This window comes from Pseudotabrizicola sp. 4114, assembly GCF_031457365.1.
Lineage (GTDB): Bacteria > Pseudomonadota > Alphaproteobacteria > Rhodobacterales > Rhodobacteraceae > Pseudotabrizicola.
In genome coordinates, this window is the sequence record NZ_JAVDWP010000009.1 from 97,554 (window position 1) to 112,890 (window position 15,337).

13 protein-coding genes are annotated in these 15,337 nt (G+C 64.0%); 5 read left to right on the plus strand and 8 right to left on the minus strand.

The window, feature by feature from the left end; genetic code table 11:
* Positions 1-37 precede the first annotated feature (37 nt).
* Genes J2X53_RS17675 through J2X53_RS17705 form a run of 7 tightly spaced genes read right to left on the minus strand, consistent with a single transcriptional unit; the run spans position 38 to position 8,129 of the window.
* Positions 38-796 (minus strand): SDR family oxidoreductase, encoded by a 759-nt coding sequence (locus J2X53_RS17675; RefSeq protein WP_349038819.1) that lies wholly within the window; start codon positions 794-796, stop codon positions 38-40.
* Positions 793-1,611 carry a DUF296 domain-containing protein gene (locus tag J2X53_RS17680; protein WP_349038820.1) on the minus strand — a complete coding sequence of 273 codons (819 nt, stop codon included), beginning with the start codon at positions 1,609-1,611 and terminating at the stop codon, positions 793-795. Before J2X53_RS17680 ends, J2X53_RS17675 begins: the two co-directional genes overlap by 4 nt.
* Positions 1,608-3,203: an acyl-CoA synthetase gene (locus J2X53_RS17685; protein ID WP_349038821.1), complete on the minus strand. Its 1,596-nt coding sequence runs from the start codon at positions 3,201-3,203 to the stop codon at positions 1,608-1,610. Before J2X53_RS17685 ends, J2X53_RS17680 begins: the two co-directional genes overlap by 4 nt.
* Positions 3,200-4,369, minus strand: coding sequence for an acetyl-CoA acetyltransferase (locus J2X53_RS17690; protein WP_349038822.1), 1,170 nt, complete (start codon positions 4,367-4,369; stop codon positions 3,200-3,202). The genes J2X53_RS17685 and J2X53_RS17690 overlap by 4 nt, the downstream gene beginning before the upstream one ends.
* Positions 4,366-5,193, minus strand: coding sequence for an IclR family transcriptional regulator (locus tag J2X53_RS17695; RefSeq protein WP_349038823.1), 828 nt, complete (start codon positions 5,191-5,193; stop codon positions 4,366-4,368). Before J2X53_RS17695 ends, J2X53_RS17690 begins: the two co-directional genes overlap by 4 nt.
* Positions 5,194-5,205: 12 nt before the next feature.
* A complete protein-coding gene (locus J2X53_RS17700; RefSeq protein WP_349038824.1) occupies positions 5,206-6,228 on the minus strand; it encodes a TRAP transporter substrate-binding protein in 1,023 nt (340 codons plus the stop codon).
* 23 nt (positions 6,229-6,251) lie between these two features.
* A complete protein-coding gene (locus tag J2X53_RS17705; RefSeq protein WP_349038825.1) occupies positions 6,252-8,129 on the minus strand; it encodes a TRAP transporter large permease subunit in 1,878 nt (625 codons plus the stop codon).
* A 761-nt stretch (positions 8,130-8,890) separates the two neighbouring features.
* On the opposite strand from J2X53_RS17705, the gene J2X53_RS17710 reads away from it, so the two are divergent.
* From J2X53_RS17710 to J2X53_RS17725, 4 genes are all read left to right on the plus strand, one after another.
* Positions 8,891-9,382, plus strand: a complete 492-nt coding sequence (locus tag J2X53_RS17710; protein ID WP_349038826.1) for a spore coat protein U domain-containing protein — start codon at positions 8,891-8,893, stop codon at positions 9,380-9,382.
* 20 nt (positions 9,383-9,402) lie between these two features.
* Complete coding sequence (locus J2X53_RS17715; RefSeq protein ID WP_349038827.1) at positions 9,403-9,846, plus strand: fimbria/pilus periplasmic chaperone; 444 nt, start codon at positions 9,403-9,405, stop codon at positions 9,844-9,846.
* A 61-nt stretch (positions 9,847-9,907) separates the two neighbouring features.
* Positions 9,908-12,331, plus strand: coding sequence for a fimbria/pilus outer membrane usher protein (locus J2X53_RS17720; RefSeq protein ID WP_349038828.1), 2,424 nt, complete (start codon positions 9,908-9,910; stop codon positions 12,329-12,331).
* Positions 12,328-13,266 carry a spore coat U domain-containing protein gene (locus tag J2X53_RS17725; RefSeq protein WP_349038829.1) on the plus strand — a complete coding sequence of 313 codons (939 nt, stop codon included), beginning with the start codon at positions 12,328-12,330 and terminating at the stop codon, positions 13,264-13,266. The genes J2X53_RS17720 and J2X53_RS17725 overlap by 4 nt, the downstream gene beginning before the upstream one ends.
* Before the next feature lie 153 nt (positions 13,267-13,419).
* Here the strand turns inward: J2X53_RS17725 and J2X53_RS17730 are convergent, their stop codons facing one another.
* A complete protein-coding gene (locus J2X53_RS17730; RefSeq protein WP_349038830.1) occupies positions 13,420-14,355 on the minus strand; it encodes a LysR family transcriptional regulator in 936 nt (311 codons plus the stop codon).
* A 95-nt stretch (positions 14,356-14,450) separates the two neighbouring features.
* Here J2X53_RS17730 and J2X53_RS17735 point away from each other — a divergent pair, with 95 nt between their 5' ends.
* A complete protein-coding gene (locus tag J2X53_RS17735; protein WP_349038831.1) occupies positions 14,451-15,311 on the plus strand; it encodes an alpha/beta hydrolase in 861 nt (286 codons plus the stop codon).
* Positions 15,312-15,337 lie beyond the last annotated feature (26 nt).

Here is a 15,337-nt window from a genome sequence, read left to right on the forward strand (position 1 = left end):
CTTGCCACCTCGCCCTGACTGCGGCCAGCCCCCACTGTCACTGGTTTTCCCTGCGCAGGGCAGGCAGACCCACGCCCGCCGCATCAAATCCGCCATCCACCGCCAGCACCTGCCCGGTGATGAAGCTGGCCTTTTCCGAGCATAGAAAGACCACGGCCTCTGCCAGTTCGCGCGCCTCGCCATAGCGGTTCAGCGGGATAGCGTCGTAATAGGCCGAAATGATCTCGGGCGCATGGACCGCCATCGCCAGCTTGGTCCTGACCGGCCCCGGTGCCACGCAGTTCACGCGGATGCCCTGTTCGCCCAGTTCCACAGCGTATTGTTTGGTCATGTGGATCACGGCCGCCTTCGACGTGCCGTAGGCCACCCGCAGCGTCGAGGCGCGCAGGCCGGAAATCGAGGCGATATTGACGATGGCCCCGCGCGTTTCCGCAAGGGCCTCGGTCGCGGCCTGAGTGCACAGGAACACGCCGTCAAGGTTGGTCGCCATCACCTCGCGCCAGCCTTCAAACGTGGTCTGGCCCACCCGCGCGAACAGCGCCACACCGGCATTGTTGACCAGCGCGTCGATGCGGCCGAACCCTGCCAGCGCCTTGGCCACCATGCGGTCAACTTCGGCGGGGATCGAGACATCGGCCTGCACCGCCAGCACGTTCTGCAACTTGCCCGCCACCGCATGCAATTCGTCAGTGTCGCGGTCGGCCATGACCACGCGCCAGCCCTGCTCAAGGAACAGCTCGGTCGTGGCAAGGCCGATGCCCCGGCAGGCGCCGGTAATCAGGGCAACTTTGGTCATGTGAGTGTCTCCGGTTCAATGATCAGTTCCAGTGTCACGCCGACGGGGTTCCCCCCGTGGGTGAGCGTGCCGGTGGCGATGGTGCCGTGGATGTCGACCACCTGAATGGGCAGGGTCGCGCGTCCGGCACGGATGGTGGCCCCGTCCAGCCGCAGCTCAGTGGCAAGGCAATCCATCCGGTGGCCTTCGGCAAAGCGGATGTGGTCGATGCTGCCCACGCCATGCAGGCGGGCGTCCCGGATGCCATGGGCGGCGCACAGCGCCTCGATCGCCGTCATGCAATCTTCTTCGGGCAGAATGCGCGCCAGCAGGGCAGGGCCGTTGCCGCCGCCTTGCGGCGTGAACAGGGTAAAGGCTGTCTCGGGGTCTGGCAGACCCTCAAACCACGCGTCAGAACTGCCAAGGCCAGAGACCTGCGCATCAGCCGCCAGCACCGAGTCAAAGGGCAAAAGGTGGCCCATCCGGGGCACCTCGCCGGGCGTCCAGATGCCGTGGCAATGCAGAAACGGCGCGCCGTCGCGCCAGCCCACAGTCGCGGTGGCGCGGGTGATGGTGACCGGGCCATCCGGCGCGTGAGTGTCAGAATACCAGGCCGCGTGCAGCCCGTCGGTGGAAAGCGCCGGCAGCACATAGCGCAAGGGCGCGCAGGTGGCCCCATCCAGCGCCAGCACCCCGCCCTTGCAGCCATGCGCCGCGAACAGATCGCCCACCGCCTGCATCACCGTCGTACCCGCCGGCAGCACACCCCGCACCGGGATCAGTGTGGTGTGCACCGCCTGCACACGGTCGGCACTTCGGGGGCCGGGGTGGATCATGCGTCCTCTCCGGTCAGGCCACGGGCGGCCAGTTCTTCGCGGATCATCTTTTTGGTGATCTTGCCATAGGCCGATTTCGGCAGCGCCTCCCACAGCACAACCCGTTTGGGCAGCTTGTAGCGGGCAAGCTGGCCGTCCAGATGCGACAGGATTTCGTCTTCGGTCACTTGTCCGCCCGGGACGGGGACACAGACCGCCCAGCCGACCTCGCCCCACAGCGGGTCGGGCATGCCCAGCACGGCCACCTCCGATATTGCCGGATGGGTCAGGATCTTTTCTTCAACCTCACGCGGATAGACGTTGGACCCGCCAGAGATATACATGTCGGACTCGCGCCCGGTGATGTAGAGAAACCCTTCGGCATCCATGTGGCCAAGATCACCGGTACGGAACCAGCCGTTGCGGAAGGCTTTCGCGTTGGCCGCGGGGTTGTCGTAATAGCCCGTGAACACCGCCGGACCGATGACGCAGATCTCGCCGGTCTGGCCCGGGGGCACCTCGGCTCCGGTTGCATCCTGTACCTGCACCTCGATGCCGGTCCGCGCATGGCCGCAGGTGCCGATGCGCGCCAGCGGGCCGTCCTCGGCCTGATGCAGCGCGCAAGGCAGCACGGTGATTGCCCCTGTCACCTCACCCAGACCGAAGTACTGCACCAGAACCGGCCCCAGCGTTTCCAGCGCCTTTTGCTGATCGACGCGGTACATCGGCGCGCCCGCATAGATCACATAGCGCAGCGATGAGGTGTCGGCCCCGGCCACAGACGGATGCTCTACCAGCAGTTTCAGGATCGTCGGCACGGTGAACATGGTGGAGATGCGCCACTCCCTGACCAGTGCCCAGACCACCGGCACATCAAAGCGGTCGGTCGGCAAAAGAACCGTCTTCACCCCCCGCGCGATCTGGGTCAGCTGGTGTACGCCCGCGCCATGCGACAAGGGGGCCACCACAAGCGACGCATCATTAGCCGTCAACCCGGGCATCAGGTCGGCAAGGTGGTTGTTCACGACAAAGGCCATCTGGCCATGGGTCAGCACCGATGCCTTGGGCCGCCCCGTGGTGCCCGAGGTATAGAAGAACCAGCACGGATCGTCGCGATCCACCTCCGCCACCTGCGGACGCTGGCCCGTGAAAGCCTCGGTCAGCGCCTGAACCGAAGGCGCAAAACCGGACTCGCCAAAGGACAGCACCTCCACCCCCGGACAGGCCGCCGCATGCGCCGGAAAACCCGCGTTGCACAGCATCAGCCGGGCGCCCGAAGACTGGGCGAGGTAGGCCACTTCTTCCGGCGTCTGGCGGAAATTGGCGGGCACCCAGACCGCGCCCACCCGCCAGACCGCGAACATGGCCTGCAACATTTCAAGACAGTTCTGTGACTGGCATAGCACCCGGTCACCCTTGGCCAGCCCCAACCGCTGTTGCAACCCGGCGGCCAGCGCATCGGTCCGCGACTCGAACGCGCTCCATGTCCAGCGGGTATCGCCCATCACCAGCGCGATGCCGCCCGGGTCGCGCCGGGCCGACTGGCTCAGCAAGGTGGCCAGGTTCATCACCCGCGTCGAAACCGGGGTGACGCCGCCCTTCGGTTCTGTCATCGCGCCCTCTCAAGGATCGAGCAATAATTGGCCACCGCCGCGCCACCCATGTTGAACACCCCGCCAAGCGTGGCACCCGGCAACTGCATGTCGCCCGCCTCTCCCATCAGCTGCGCAGCCACCATCACGTGCTGCGACACACCTGTCGCCCCGATCGGATGGCCGCGCGACTTGAGACCGCCCGACAGGTTCACGGGCAGGGCACCGCCGCGCGCCGTGGTGCCGTCGCGCGCCACCCGCCAGCCCATGCCGGGGGGGGCGAGACCCATCGCCTCGTATTCGATCATCTCGGCCACGGTAAAGCAGTCGTGGGTTTCCACCAGATCAAGGTCCATCACGCCGCAGCCTGCCTGCGCCAAGGCCGCTGCCCAGGCCCGCCGCGCGCCGTCAAAGGCAATCGGATCGCGCCGCGACAGGGCAAGGATGTCGCCCGCCTGCGCCCGTGCCCGGAACCGCACCGCGCGGGCCAGACTCGCCGCCACATCCGCGTCGGCCAGCACAATGGCCGCCGCACCATCCGACACGAGCGAACAATCGGTACGCCGCAGCGGGCCTGCGACCAGCGGGTTCTTGTCGGACGGTCGGTTGCAGAAATCGAACCCGAAGTCTTTTTGCATATGCGCCAAGGGGTTGCGCAGGCCATTGGCATGGTTTTTGGCGGCAATCAGGGCCATTTCCTCTGACCGGTCGCCGTGGCGCTGGAAATAGCTGTTGGCGATCTGGCCGAACACTCCGGCAAAGCCGCCGTCGATCCCGGCTTCCTCGGGGACATGACTGGCTGACAGCAGAATCTCGCCGACCTCGGCCATCGGGGTGGCGGTCATCTTTTCGGCGCCGATCACCAGCGCCACCCGCCCGCGCCCCGAGGCGATGAAATCCGCTGCGGCATACAGCGCCGCCGACCCGGTGGCGCAGGCATTCTCGCAGCGCATAAAGGGGATGCCGGCAAGCTCGGGCGTGCCCATCGCCACCAGTGCGCCCTGAAAATCCTGCCGCGAAAAGCCGTTGTTGTAGACGCCGACAAAGATGCCATCCACCGCATCGGGCGGGATGCCGGCGTGGTCAAGCGCAGGTTTTGCCACCTCGGCCATCAGGCTGGTGGTGTCCGGCGCGGGCGATTTGCCGAACTTGCTATGGGCCCAGCCCACGATCATCGGATCGGTCATGCGGTGTCCTGTCGTTCGGAGGATACAAAATGCTGCGCCAGCCGCGCCTCGACCAGTGCCGCCTCGCGCTGCAACAGCGCCACAAGTGCAGGCTGGCGGTCGGGGGCCATCCGGTTCTCGATGGCGGCGACGGACAGGGCCGCGGCGGGGCGGCCATCGGGCCAGCGCACGGCGACGCCAAGCGCCCAGGACCCCGGCACCACCCGTCCCGGATTCAGCGCATGACCGCAGATGCGGGCACGTGCCACATCGGCGCGCAGATCAGCGATGGCAATCCGCGTCACGAGAGGGGTGATGCGCGCAAACAGCGTGTCCGCCTCGGCCTCTGGCAGCGCCGCGAGCAGGGCAAGCCCGCCCGCCCCCAGACCGATAGGGTTGCGGTCACCTGTCTTCAGCGCCTGCGTACGGATGGGAAAGCGACCCTCCTGATGCATCAGACACAGCACATGATCGTCCTGCTGCACCGAAAGAAAGGCGGTGTCGCCGGTCTCATCTGCCAGCCGTTGCACGGCATCGGCGGCATGGCGCAGCATCCCGTGCCGCGGGCTGGCAAGGCTGCCCAGCAGATACGCTTCGGGGCCAAGGTGGTAGCGCCGCGTTACCGCATCCTGCTCCACCAGACGCGCGGTCCCCAGCGCCAGAAGCAGACGGCGGACGGTTGGCCGGGTCAGCCGCGCCGCCGCTGTCAGTTGTGCAAGCCCCAGACCCGCGCTGCCCCCCCTGCCGACCAGCGACAAAAGCGACAGCGCCCGCTGCACGGCCTGTGCGCCGGTCGCCCCTTGCGAGGTGGCCGTCACATCCGGGTCTTGCATCGGCAGGGTCATGACCTTTCGTCCTCAGGCCAGCGTGCGCCCCACGGCGCTTTCCAGAATGGCCCAGGCTTCGTCGCCATAGGTGCCTTTCCATTCGGCATAGAACCCGGCCTCACGCAGTTTGGCCTCAAACGGGGCAGGATCGGGTTCGTTGAAGGTGAAACCCTCGGCTTCCAGTTCTGCTCGCAAGGATGCGTTCAGCGTGGCAAGATCGGCGCGCTGGTTCACCCCGGCGGCATTGAAGTTCGTGGCCACGATCTGTTGCAGATCCTCGGGCAGGGCGGCCCATGCCCGCCGGTTGCCCAAGAGCCAGAACCCATCCCACATGTGGTTGGTGACAGAGCAATATTTCTGTACCTCCCACAGTTTGGCGACCTTCAGGATCGACAGCGGGTTTTCCTGCCCGTCGACAATCCCGGTCTGCAAGGCCGAATAGACCTCGGCAAAGTTGATCGAGGCCGGGGCGGAGCCAAAGGCGGTGAACATCGAGGTCCAGAGCGGCGACACCGGCACCCGGATCTTGAAGCCCTCAAGATCGGCAGGGGTCTCAATCGGCTTGGTCGAGGTGGTGATCTGCCGGAACCCGTTGTCCCAGATCGCGTCCATCACCACGAGTCCCGCAGCTTCGATCTGCCCGCGTGCATAGGCACCAAGGTCGCCGTCCATTGCTTTCCAGACCGCATCGTAACCCGGGAAGGCAAAGCCGATCCCGTTGATCGAGGCGTTGGGAACCAGCGTCGACAGGATCAGCGGTGACAACAGGAAAAACTCCACCCCACCGGCGCGCAGCTGGCCCAGCACGTCGGTGTCTGCGCCCAGTTGGTTCGACGGGAAAATCTGGATGTCGACACGCCCGCCGGATTGCTCAAGGATCGCAGCGGCGGCTTCGGCGCTGCGGATGTTGCTGGGGTGGGTCAGCGGCTGGTTGTTGGCGAACTTGTAGGTGAATTCGGCAGCCTGGGCGTCGGCGCGGCGCACAAAGGGCGCGGCGAGCAGGCCTGCGGATGCGGTTGCACTCATCAGGATGGTGCGGCGGGTGATGGTCATAAGGGTTCCTCCTCCTTAAGGGTTCAAAGCAATGCGGTCGAAAACCAGGGCACGGCGGCGATGACGCCAAGCCCGATCAGCAAGGCCACCAGATAGGGCCAGATCCGGCCCATCACCGCGTCGGCGGGCACCTTCGCGATCTTGCAGGCGATGTAGAAACCGATGCCGATGGGCGGTGCCATCAGCCCGATGTTCATCGCGGTGACAATGACCATGGCGTAATGGATGTCGTGGATGCCAAGGCTGCGGGCGATGGGGAACATGATCGGGGCCAGCAGCACCAGTGCAGGCAACCCTTCCAGAATGCAGCCCAGCACCAGAAAGATCACGACCGAGGCCAGCATGAACGTGGCCCAACCGCCGGGCAGGGCCGTCACGATGGCCATCAGGTCGCGCGCGAAGCCCGATTGGGTCAGCGCCCAGGCCATAGAGGATGCAGCCCCCAGGATCAGCAGGATCGCCCCCGACATCGCGGCAGTTTCCACCAGCATCGGCAGCAATCTTGCGCGCGGAATGCCGCCGTAAAGGACAATCCCGATCACAAAGGCATAGACCACCGCGATGGTCGACACCTCGGTCGCGGTTGCCACGCCACCGCCGACCAGACTGCGGATCATGAACGGCAAGACCAGCGCCGGCACGGCGATCAGCAGCGCACGGCCAATGTCGCGCGGGCTGGCGCGGCGGATGCCGTCCATGATCTCGTGCCGGGCCTTCCAGCGCGCCAGCAGGGCCAGCACCACCAGCAGCACCATGGCGATGGCAAAGCCCGACGTGAACAGCCCTGCAATCGACACCCCCGCCACCGAGCCCAGCACGATCAGCACGATGGACGGCGGCACGGTATCGGCCATCGCCGCCCCGGTCGCCAGCAGCGCCGTCATCTCGGGCGGCGAATGGCCGCGCCGCTTCATCTCGGGGAACAGCGCCGGGGCCACCGTCGCCATGTCCGACACCTTAGACCCCGAAATCCCCGAAACCAGAAACATCGAGCCTAGCAGCACATAGCTCATCCCGGCCTTGATGTGCCCCATCAGCGAGGCAAGAAACATCACAATGGCCCGGCCCATGCCAGTGGCATCAAGGATACACCCCAGCAGAACAAATACCGGCACCGACAGCAAAATCAGCGACGACATCCCTTCGTCGATCCGCCCGATCATCACGAACACCGGGGCATTGGTGGCAAAAGTCAGATAAGACAGCGTGCCAAGCGCAAAGCAAAAGGCAATCGGCACCCCCACCACCAGAAGCACCGCCACGAACAGGCCAAGATAAAGCGGCAGGTTCCAGTTGCCGATCCCCAGCATCGTCGGGCGGACAAACCACAGCAGCGCCACGACAGCCGCTGTCACCACCAAGGTTGCCGCGATGATCCGCCATTCGCGGGTACGCACCACCGACAGCACCATCAGCACCGTCATCAGCCCCATTCCCACCGGCAATGCCGCCGCCCGCCAGGTCATCGGCAGACCCAGCGCGGGCGAGGTGATAAAGGATTCCTCATAGGCATATTCGACCGCCACCGGCAGCAGGCGCAACAACAGGACACAGACCAGCACCTGTCCCGCGATCTCGGCCATGCGGGCAATTGCGGGGGGCATCATCGGCAAAAAGATTGTCAGCTTCATGTGCTCGTGCCGGTCCACCGCGATTGCAGCGCCCAGCATCGCCATCCAGATAAAGCTGAGCGAGGCAACTTCATCCCCCCAGATCAGCGGCGTGGCCAGCACATAGCGAAAGAACACATTCGCCAGCACCATGGTGATCATCACCAGCAGCAGTGCTGCGGCCAGACATTCGACCGGACGCATCCAGCCTTCGGCCCGCTTCGGTTCGGTCATCGTCTCGATACCGCCAAGCGCCGCTTCAGGTTCCGACCGGGTGTCGGTCAACTGCATGTGCTATCCTCCTTCAGGTGGAAAGGGCCTCCCAACCCTCGGGTGCGTCCATCAGATGGAACCACCCGCAACCTCTGACGCAGATAGTATTTCTGCAAATCCGCTTCTGGCAACCCAAATAAGACCCAGGACAGGTGGGCGAGGGAAGAAAGCACGAGAATACCAGTTCAGCGACGCCATATTGTGGACCTTGCGACAAAAGCTATGGCCGCCCGCCCTGCCTCGGGTCGCGTTGACCGAGGCGTCGTGACCGAAGGTCTTTTCGCCCAGCCAATGATCGCCCAGAAAATTCCCCTGATCCGAGGGAATGACGATCAGGCAGTGGTCCAGGCTTGTCGCGGATGTCGTCGCGGACCAAGACGCGGCTCACGGGGGTATTCTGGAAGCCCTTGAAAAGGGGTGATCGGTGTCGCGCTCCGCGTCACTGCGCACAGGGGGCAGGAATTGTCGGCGCCGTACAGGCCCGCATAAGGGTCTGGCTCAGAAAGTTCAGGCCCTGTTGACCCTTTGGCGTTTGCTGCTGTAGTTCAGGTTACTTTTTGAGTTACCATGCGATTTCAACGCGTTCCCACCGCTGGCCATTGAAACCATTCCGCGCGCCAGTCAGTTTTTGGGGTGGCATTGCACAAAGATGCATCAAGCAGTCAACCTGAAGCTGTGCAAATGCATTGCAACTCAGCTGAAAATGGCCATGTTAACCATAGCTGGTCTTAATGACGGGCTGCATTCGGGACTGCCGGTTCCGAACAAGGAACAACCCAATGAACATTCGCTCTGTCCCTGCGGTTGCCGCAGGAATGATGCTTGCTGCCGTCAGTCTGGCTCAGGCACAGACCGCCGTCGGTGAAATGGGTGTGTCCGCGACGGTCAGCAGAACCTGCACACTGTCCGCGGCTCCGCTCGCCTTTGGTACGCTGAGCGTCTCGGCAGTCACCAACGGGTCTGCTGTCGTGACCCTGGTGTGCAACGGCACCTCGACGGTCACCACCATTCTGGTCGGGATGGGGGCCAACGCGGCCCCACCCACCACGCAGCGCAACCTGGCTTCGGGGTCTGATCTGGTGCCATACACCTTGCATGTGCTGGAGGCGGGCGGTGCGGATATCGCCACCGAAGGCGCGGTCACGCTGGTGCGGGTGGGAACAACCAACACGTACAACACGACTCTTTATGGCAAGATCCAGCCGAACTCTGCTTACCCGATGGGCACCTACGGCGACACGGTCATCTTGACTGCAGTCTATGCGCCATGAGGCGCAGAAAGGTTCATGACATGTCGATGTTTGCACGGTCAAAGATATGCGCTGCCGTTCTGCTGAGCGTGCTGTCGCTAGCCGGTCCCGCCCTCGCGAATGAGTTCACCGTTTCCCCGACCTCCATAAAAGTTGCCGCCGGAACCAAGACGGCGACGCTGACCGTAAAGGCGGGCGGGCCCGGTGCCACTTTGGGTCAGGTCCGCGTGATGCGCTGGCACCGTGACGGCGGCAAGAACAGGCTGACGGCGACGCGCGATGTTGTGGCCAGCCCGCCCGCCATGCGCATGGCTCCGAACCAGGAACTGACCATCCGCCTGGTGCGTACCGCCAAGTCCGCCGTGCGGGGTGAAGAGTGCTACCGGGTTCTGGTGGATCAGCTGCCGGGTTCCAGCCAGCAAGATCAGGTGGTGAAGTTCACCGTGCGTCACTCTGTGCCCCTGTGCTTTGGCCCTCCGGTCTGACCACGATGGCGCTTGCGGCAGCGCACCTCTGCGCTGCCGTCCGACACAAGGGGGAACACCAGTGCGCAGTTGGACCCACTTCCCCGTAACGGCGATCGGCCTCTGTATCGTCGGATGGGCCTCTGTCCTTGCCTCGGGCGCGCAAACGCGTGACGAAATTGCGCAGTTGTCAGCCGAACCTGCGGCCAATGGCGGCGGATCAGACTATGACCCTGATGCCGATGAAGCCTTGTTCCTGCTGATTTCGATCAACGGACGCGATACAGGTCTGGTGGCCGAGGTCGCGTTGTCGCGTCAGTCGCAGCGCATGACAGTGCAGCGCCACGAACTGGAAGGCATTGGCATCTCGGCGCCACGCCATCTGGGGCAGAGCTTGTTTTTGGACCAGATACCGGGCCTTGCCTTTGTTTATGATGCACCCGGGCAAGCCCTGCATCTGACTGCCCGGGGTGCAGCCCTGATTCCTGTCGAGATTTCCGCGGTGCCAAGACAGGACCGGCCCGAAGCTCAGGCGGGCTTTGGGGTGGTCCTGAACTACCGGGTCACGGCCAATCTGGGCGATAACCTCTTCGCCGACGGATTTCGACCCAAAGAGGCCTTTGCCAGCCTGGATCTGCGGGCCTTCACCCCACTTGGGGTGCTGACCACCACAGGCACCGTCAGCTCCCGGTTCAACGAGCCTGTCTCGGCCGCGTTCAACCGCCATGACACCGCTTTCACCGTGTCCAGCCCCGGCCGGATGATGTCGCTGACTGCGGGGGATTTCACGACATCCGGCCCGGCCTGGGCGCGGCCCGTGCGCCTTGGCGGGCTTCAGATCCGCCGCGATTTTTCCTTGCGCGACGATGTGGTGACCAGCCCATTGCTGTCCTTTTCCGGATCGCCCGCCGTTCCCTCCAGCCTCGAGGTTTATGTCGACAACGTGCGTGCCTATTCCGGGGCGGTCGCCGCCGGGCCGTTCAATCTGTCGAATGTTCCGATGATCACAAGCGGCGGCGAGGCCATCTTTGTGCTGCGCGACGCTGCTGGCAATGAACAGACCACGATGGTGCCCTTCTTCGCCACCCAGAACCTTCTGACCGGCGGCATGCTGGACTATTCCTTCGAAGCCGGGCGCGCGCGTCTGCCCTATGGCGACGGGCGGTCTTCCTATGGCAAGGGCACTGCCGTTGCGGCCAGTCTGCGCTACGGTGTTTCGGATCGCCTGACACTCGAGGCCCGCGCCGAAACGCTTGGCGCCTTGAAGATGGCCGGGTTCGGGGTTCACACGGTTCTGTTCAACCGGGCCGAAGTCACTCTGGCGGGCGGCAAAAGCGTCAATGGGCCTGACACCGGCAGTTTCGTTTTTGGCGCCATGCGCACCGAAGTCGGCGGCGTTGCCGTCCGGCTCAGCAGCCGGCGGACATTTGGCGCGTTTCAGGATCTGGCCACGGTGACCTCGCCTGACGGGTCGGGCGAGACTTTGCCGGGCATATCCTCTTTTGGGGACATCACAGCCCTCGATGCGCTCACACTGACCTTTCCGGTCTTGGCCAACACCAGCAGTCTGGGGCTCAGTCTGATCAATTCCGAACGGGCCGCTCTGACCAACACCATTTTCTCGGTTTCCTATGCACGGCAGCTTCCTTGGCGGGCGGCGTCGGTGCGGGTCAACGCGTTCAAGGATGTCGCGGGCGACGGCGGCTTTGGGGCTTCGATCGGCCTGTCCATGCTGCTTGGAACGTCCGACCATGCGAGCGTTGGCTTGCAGCGCGACCGATACGGGCGCACCGACACCGTCACCAGCCTGTCACGCGCAGCGGATCGCCGGGCAGGAAGCTATGGCTACCGGGCCAACCTTTCGCGTCAGAACCGCGCCTTTGGTGCGACCTATCAGAGCCGCTTTGGCCGGGCGGATCTTGCGCTGCGCGACAGCACAGCTGGCGCAAGCGCAAGTGCAACATTTGACGGGGCTTTGGTAATGGCAGGCGGCGGGGTGTTTGCAAGCAACCGGATTCAGGATGGCTTTGCCGTGCTTGATCTGGGGCTTGCGGGTGTCCCGGTCAGCCTGAACAATCGAGAGGTGGCCCAGACCGGCCCACAGGGCCGGGCGTTGGTACCGGACCTCAGATCATATCGACTGAACCGGGTTTCCATAGACCCACTTGACCTGCCGTCAGAGGCCAGCATCGCCGCGACGGCAATGGATGTGGTTCCGGCGCGGCGCTCTGGCGTGGTGCTGGATTTCGGCGGCCAGCCCGACGCTGCCGCGCTGGTGGTGCTGCGCGACGCCAACGGCACGTTTCTGGCCCCCGGGACCGAGGTCCGGTTGGCCGGGTCATCTGCGGCGTTTCCGGTCGGATACGATGGCGAGGTCTGGATCACCGGGCTCGGGGCACGCAATCAGATCACGGCGCAGACAGCCGGTGGCAACTGCTCCGCCAGTTTCGCTTATGCCAGGCAGGCAGAGGATCAGGTATACATCGAGGGAGTGGAGTGCAGATGACAGGCCGATCCTTGATTCTGGGCGCAGGCGTGGTGATCCTTGCCAGTGCCGGACTTCCCGCCCGCGCGGCGTTGGTCTGCGAAGCAGATCTGGTGCCGTTGGATTTCGGCCAGATTTCGGTGCGTGACGGGCAATCGCCACAAACCAGCGGCCCGGTGACCATCTCCTGCTCGGGCGGCACACCGGGCGCATCGGCTGTGGCCTGCGTGACGATCGGGGCGGGCAGCGGCGGCAGCGGCCCGGGCCTGACGCCGCGGCTTCTGTCGGGGACCGGGGCAGCTTCGCTTGCGTATCAGCTGACAGCAAACAACGTGGTCTCGGCCGGTGGTATCACATGGCAGACCGCCGGTTTCGCCCTCGCGCTCGATGCGTCGGGCAGCGCCACGATTGTGCCGACGATTTATGCCGAAGTCACCTCGATCGGCGCTCAGGCCACGATCGGACCTTACATGTCCCGGTTTGAGGCTGGCGCAGATGTCCTGCTGGCCTATGGCGAGGCGGCCTGCGATCAGACGGGCACCGCAACGTCATTCACGGTTCAGGCGACAGTCGTCGCAAGCTGCACGGTCAACGTGTCCAACATGGATTTCGGGACCATTGAGGCCGCGATCGTGACCCCGGTGGACGAGACCGCCAGTATATCCGTGTCCTGCACCAATGGGTCCGCCTACACGGTGGGTCTGGATCAGGGACTTCACGCCGTCGACACAGGCGCGTCGGGTCGTCGGATGGAAAACGGCGGGCATTTGCTTGCCTACGGTCTTTACCATGACGCATCGCGCAGCCAGAACTGGGGGCTTGGCGCCGGAACTCTCGCGACAAGCGTCGGCACCGGAGCTCAACAGGTCCTGACCGTTTTCGGCAGGCTTCTTGCTGGTCAGCAAGGGATGGTCGGGACTTACTTTGACAGGGTTGTGGTGGTCGTCACTTACTGATCTGCCTGAAGGTGAACGACGATTATGCTGCGGGCCACGTTAAGGAACGGGCGTCGATCACTCAAAGCAAGACGCGCAAGCCTTTGCGCCTCTGGATCAGCCTGACCACGCGCCAAGCTGACCCTGCCAAAGCAGCCGACTCTCGACCATGACTTATGGCGCAGCGGTGCCGCGTCTGTTCCGGCCTTTCACAAGATCAACGGCTTTCCCAAGACTCTTGTCCGCATGCCAGCCGGGTTCGTCAGCCACGATCCTGATCAGGGCCATGATGGTCGCATTGCGCGCTTTCGGACCGGTGCGAACGATACAGGCAAGGTTGGGCGGCGGCGGGACGTGGCCTGTCAGAACGTCGAAACCGGGCTCGACATGCCGACCGTTCAGAAGGCTGACACCCAGTCCGGCGCGGATTGCTGATGTCATGCCGGCAATGCTCGCGCATTCCATGACGAGGCGGAACCCTGCCCCCGGTTGCGGGGCGCGGTGAAGCGCCCAGTCGCGGTAGAAACAGTCGTCATCGAAGGCCAAGAGCGGTATCGGCCGATCCATGTCCAGTGCCAGTTCAGGCGATTTGACCCAGTTCAGGCTGTCCTCGAACAGCGTCACGTCATCTGGCCGACGCTCGTCTGCGAACACCTGAAAGACGCCTGCATCCAGTTCACCCCGGTCTAGGCGATCCGCGATCACCCGGCTTTGCGCAACGCTGATCTGCACCGATATCGCGGGGTAAAGACGGGTAAAGCGACCAAGGACGCGGGACACCCCGCTGCTTGTCATGTCTTCGGTCACGCCCAACCTTATCCGGCCGCTCAAAGGCTCAGTGCTCAGCGCATGAAGTGCCTCGTCCTGCAGGGCGAGGATGCGGCGTGCATAGCCAAGCAGCTTCTCGCCCTCCTGTGTGAAGCGGGGGCGGCCGGTCCGGCGGTCCAGCAGGGCGCAGCCAAGCACGTCCTCCAGCCGCTTGATCTTGTGAGAAACGGCCGATTGCGACAGCGCAAGCGCAGCTGCGGCGCGGGACACGCCGCCTTGGTCCTGAATCGCGCAGAGGGCCTGAAGCGCCCCGATTTCCAGCTTTGTCATAGTCAGAGACATGACAGATTTCGATCATTTTCGTCAAACACTGTGTTTTACCGCATGTAGCGGACGATTTATCCTGGGTGCTGAATGCGATTATGGAGAGAACCCCCATGAACCAGCTCATCACGGAACAGGTCGTTGTGAACGGCCACCGCATCGCCAGCGGAAGTCACGGAGACGGCGCGCCTGTGGTCTTTCTGCACGGCACGCCATCTTCATCACTGATCTGGCGCAACGTTGCCCCGCGCGTGGCCCAGCAGGGCTTCCGCACCCATGTCTTCGATCTGTTGGGCTTCGGCCTGTCGGAACGTCCGCAGGATCCGCAGGTCGATACCTCGATGACCGCGCAGGTAAAGATCCTTTTGGCCATGCTGGATCATTGGGGCCTTGATCGGTTTCACCTCGTGGCGCATGACATCGGGGGCGGTATCGCCCAGCGGTTCGGCATCTTTCACCCGGGGCGGCTGCTGTCGCTCACGTTGATTGATGTGGTCAGCTATGACAGCTACCCGTCACCGCGCACCCGGCTGCAGATGGAGAAGGGTCTGGACGTGCTGACAAAGATGCCGGATGACGACCACCGGCGCCATTTCCGCGCCTGGCTGTTGAGCGCCGTCCATAACAAGGCGCGCTTCGCCGATGGCCCGCTCGAGACCTATCTGGACTACATTTCCGGCTGGATCGGTCAGCCGAGCCTGTTTCAGCATCAGGTGCGGCATTACGATCCCATCCACACTCTGGAGGTTGCGGACAGGCTGTCCGAACTGGGGCAACTGCCGGTGCACCTGATCTGGGGCGCTGATGACCACTGGCAGGTGATCGACTGGGCGCACAAGCTCCATCGCGCGATCCCCGGGTCGCGGTTGACTGTCCTTGACGCGTGCGGACATTTCGCGCCGGAAGACCAGCCTGAGAAAATCGCCGCGCTTGTCCTTGATCATATAAAGACCGCCCGCCAAAGCGCGACCTGAAGGACGAAGAGGGCTGCATTCTTCGG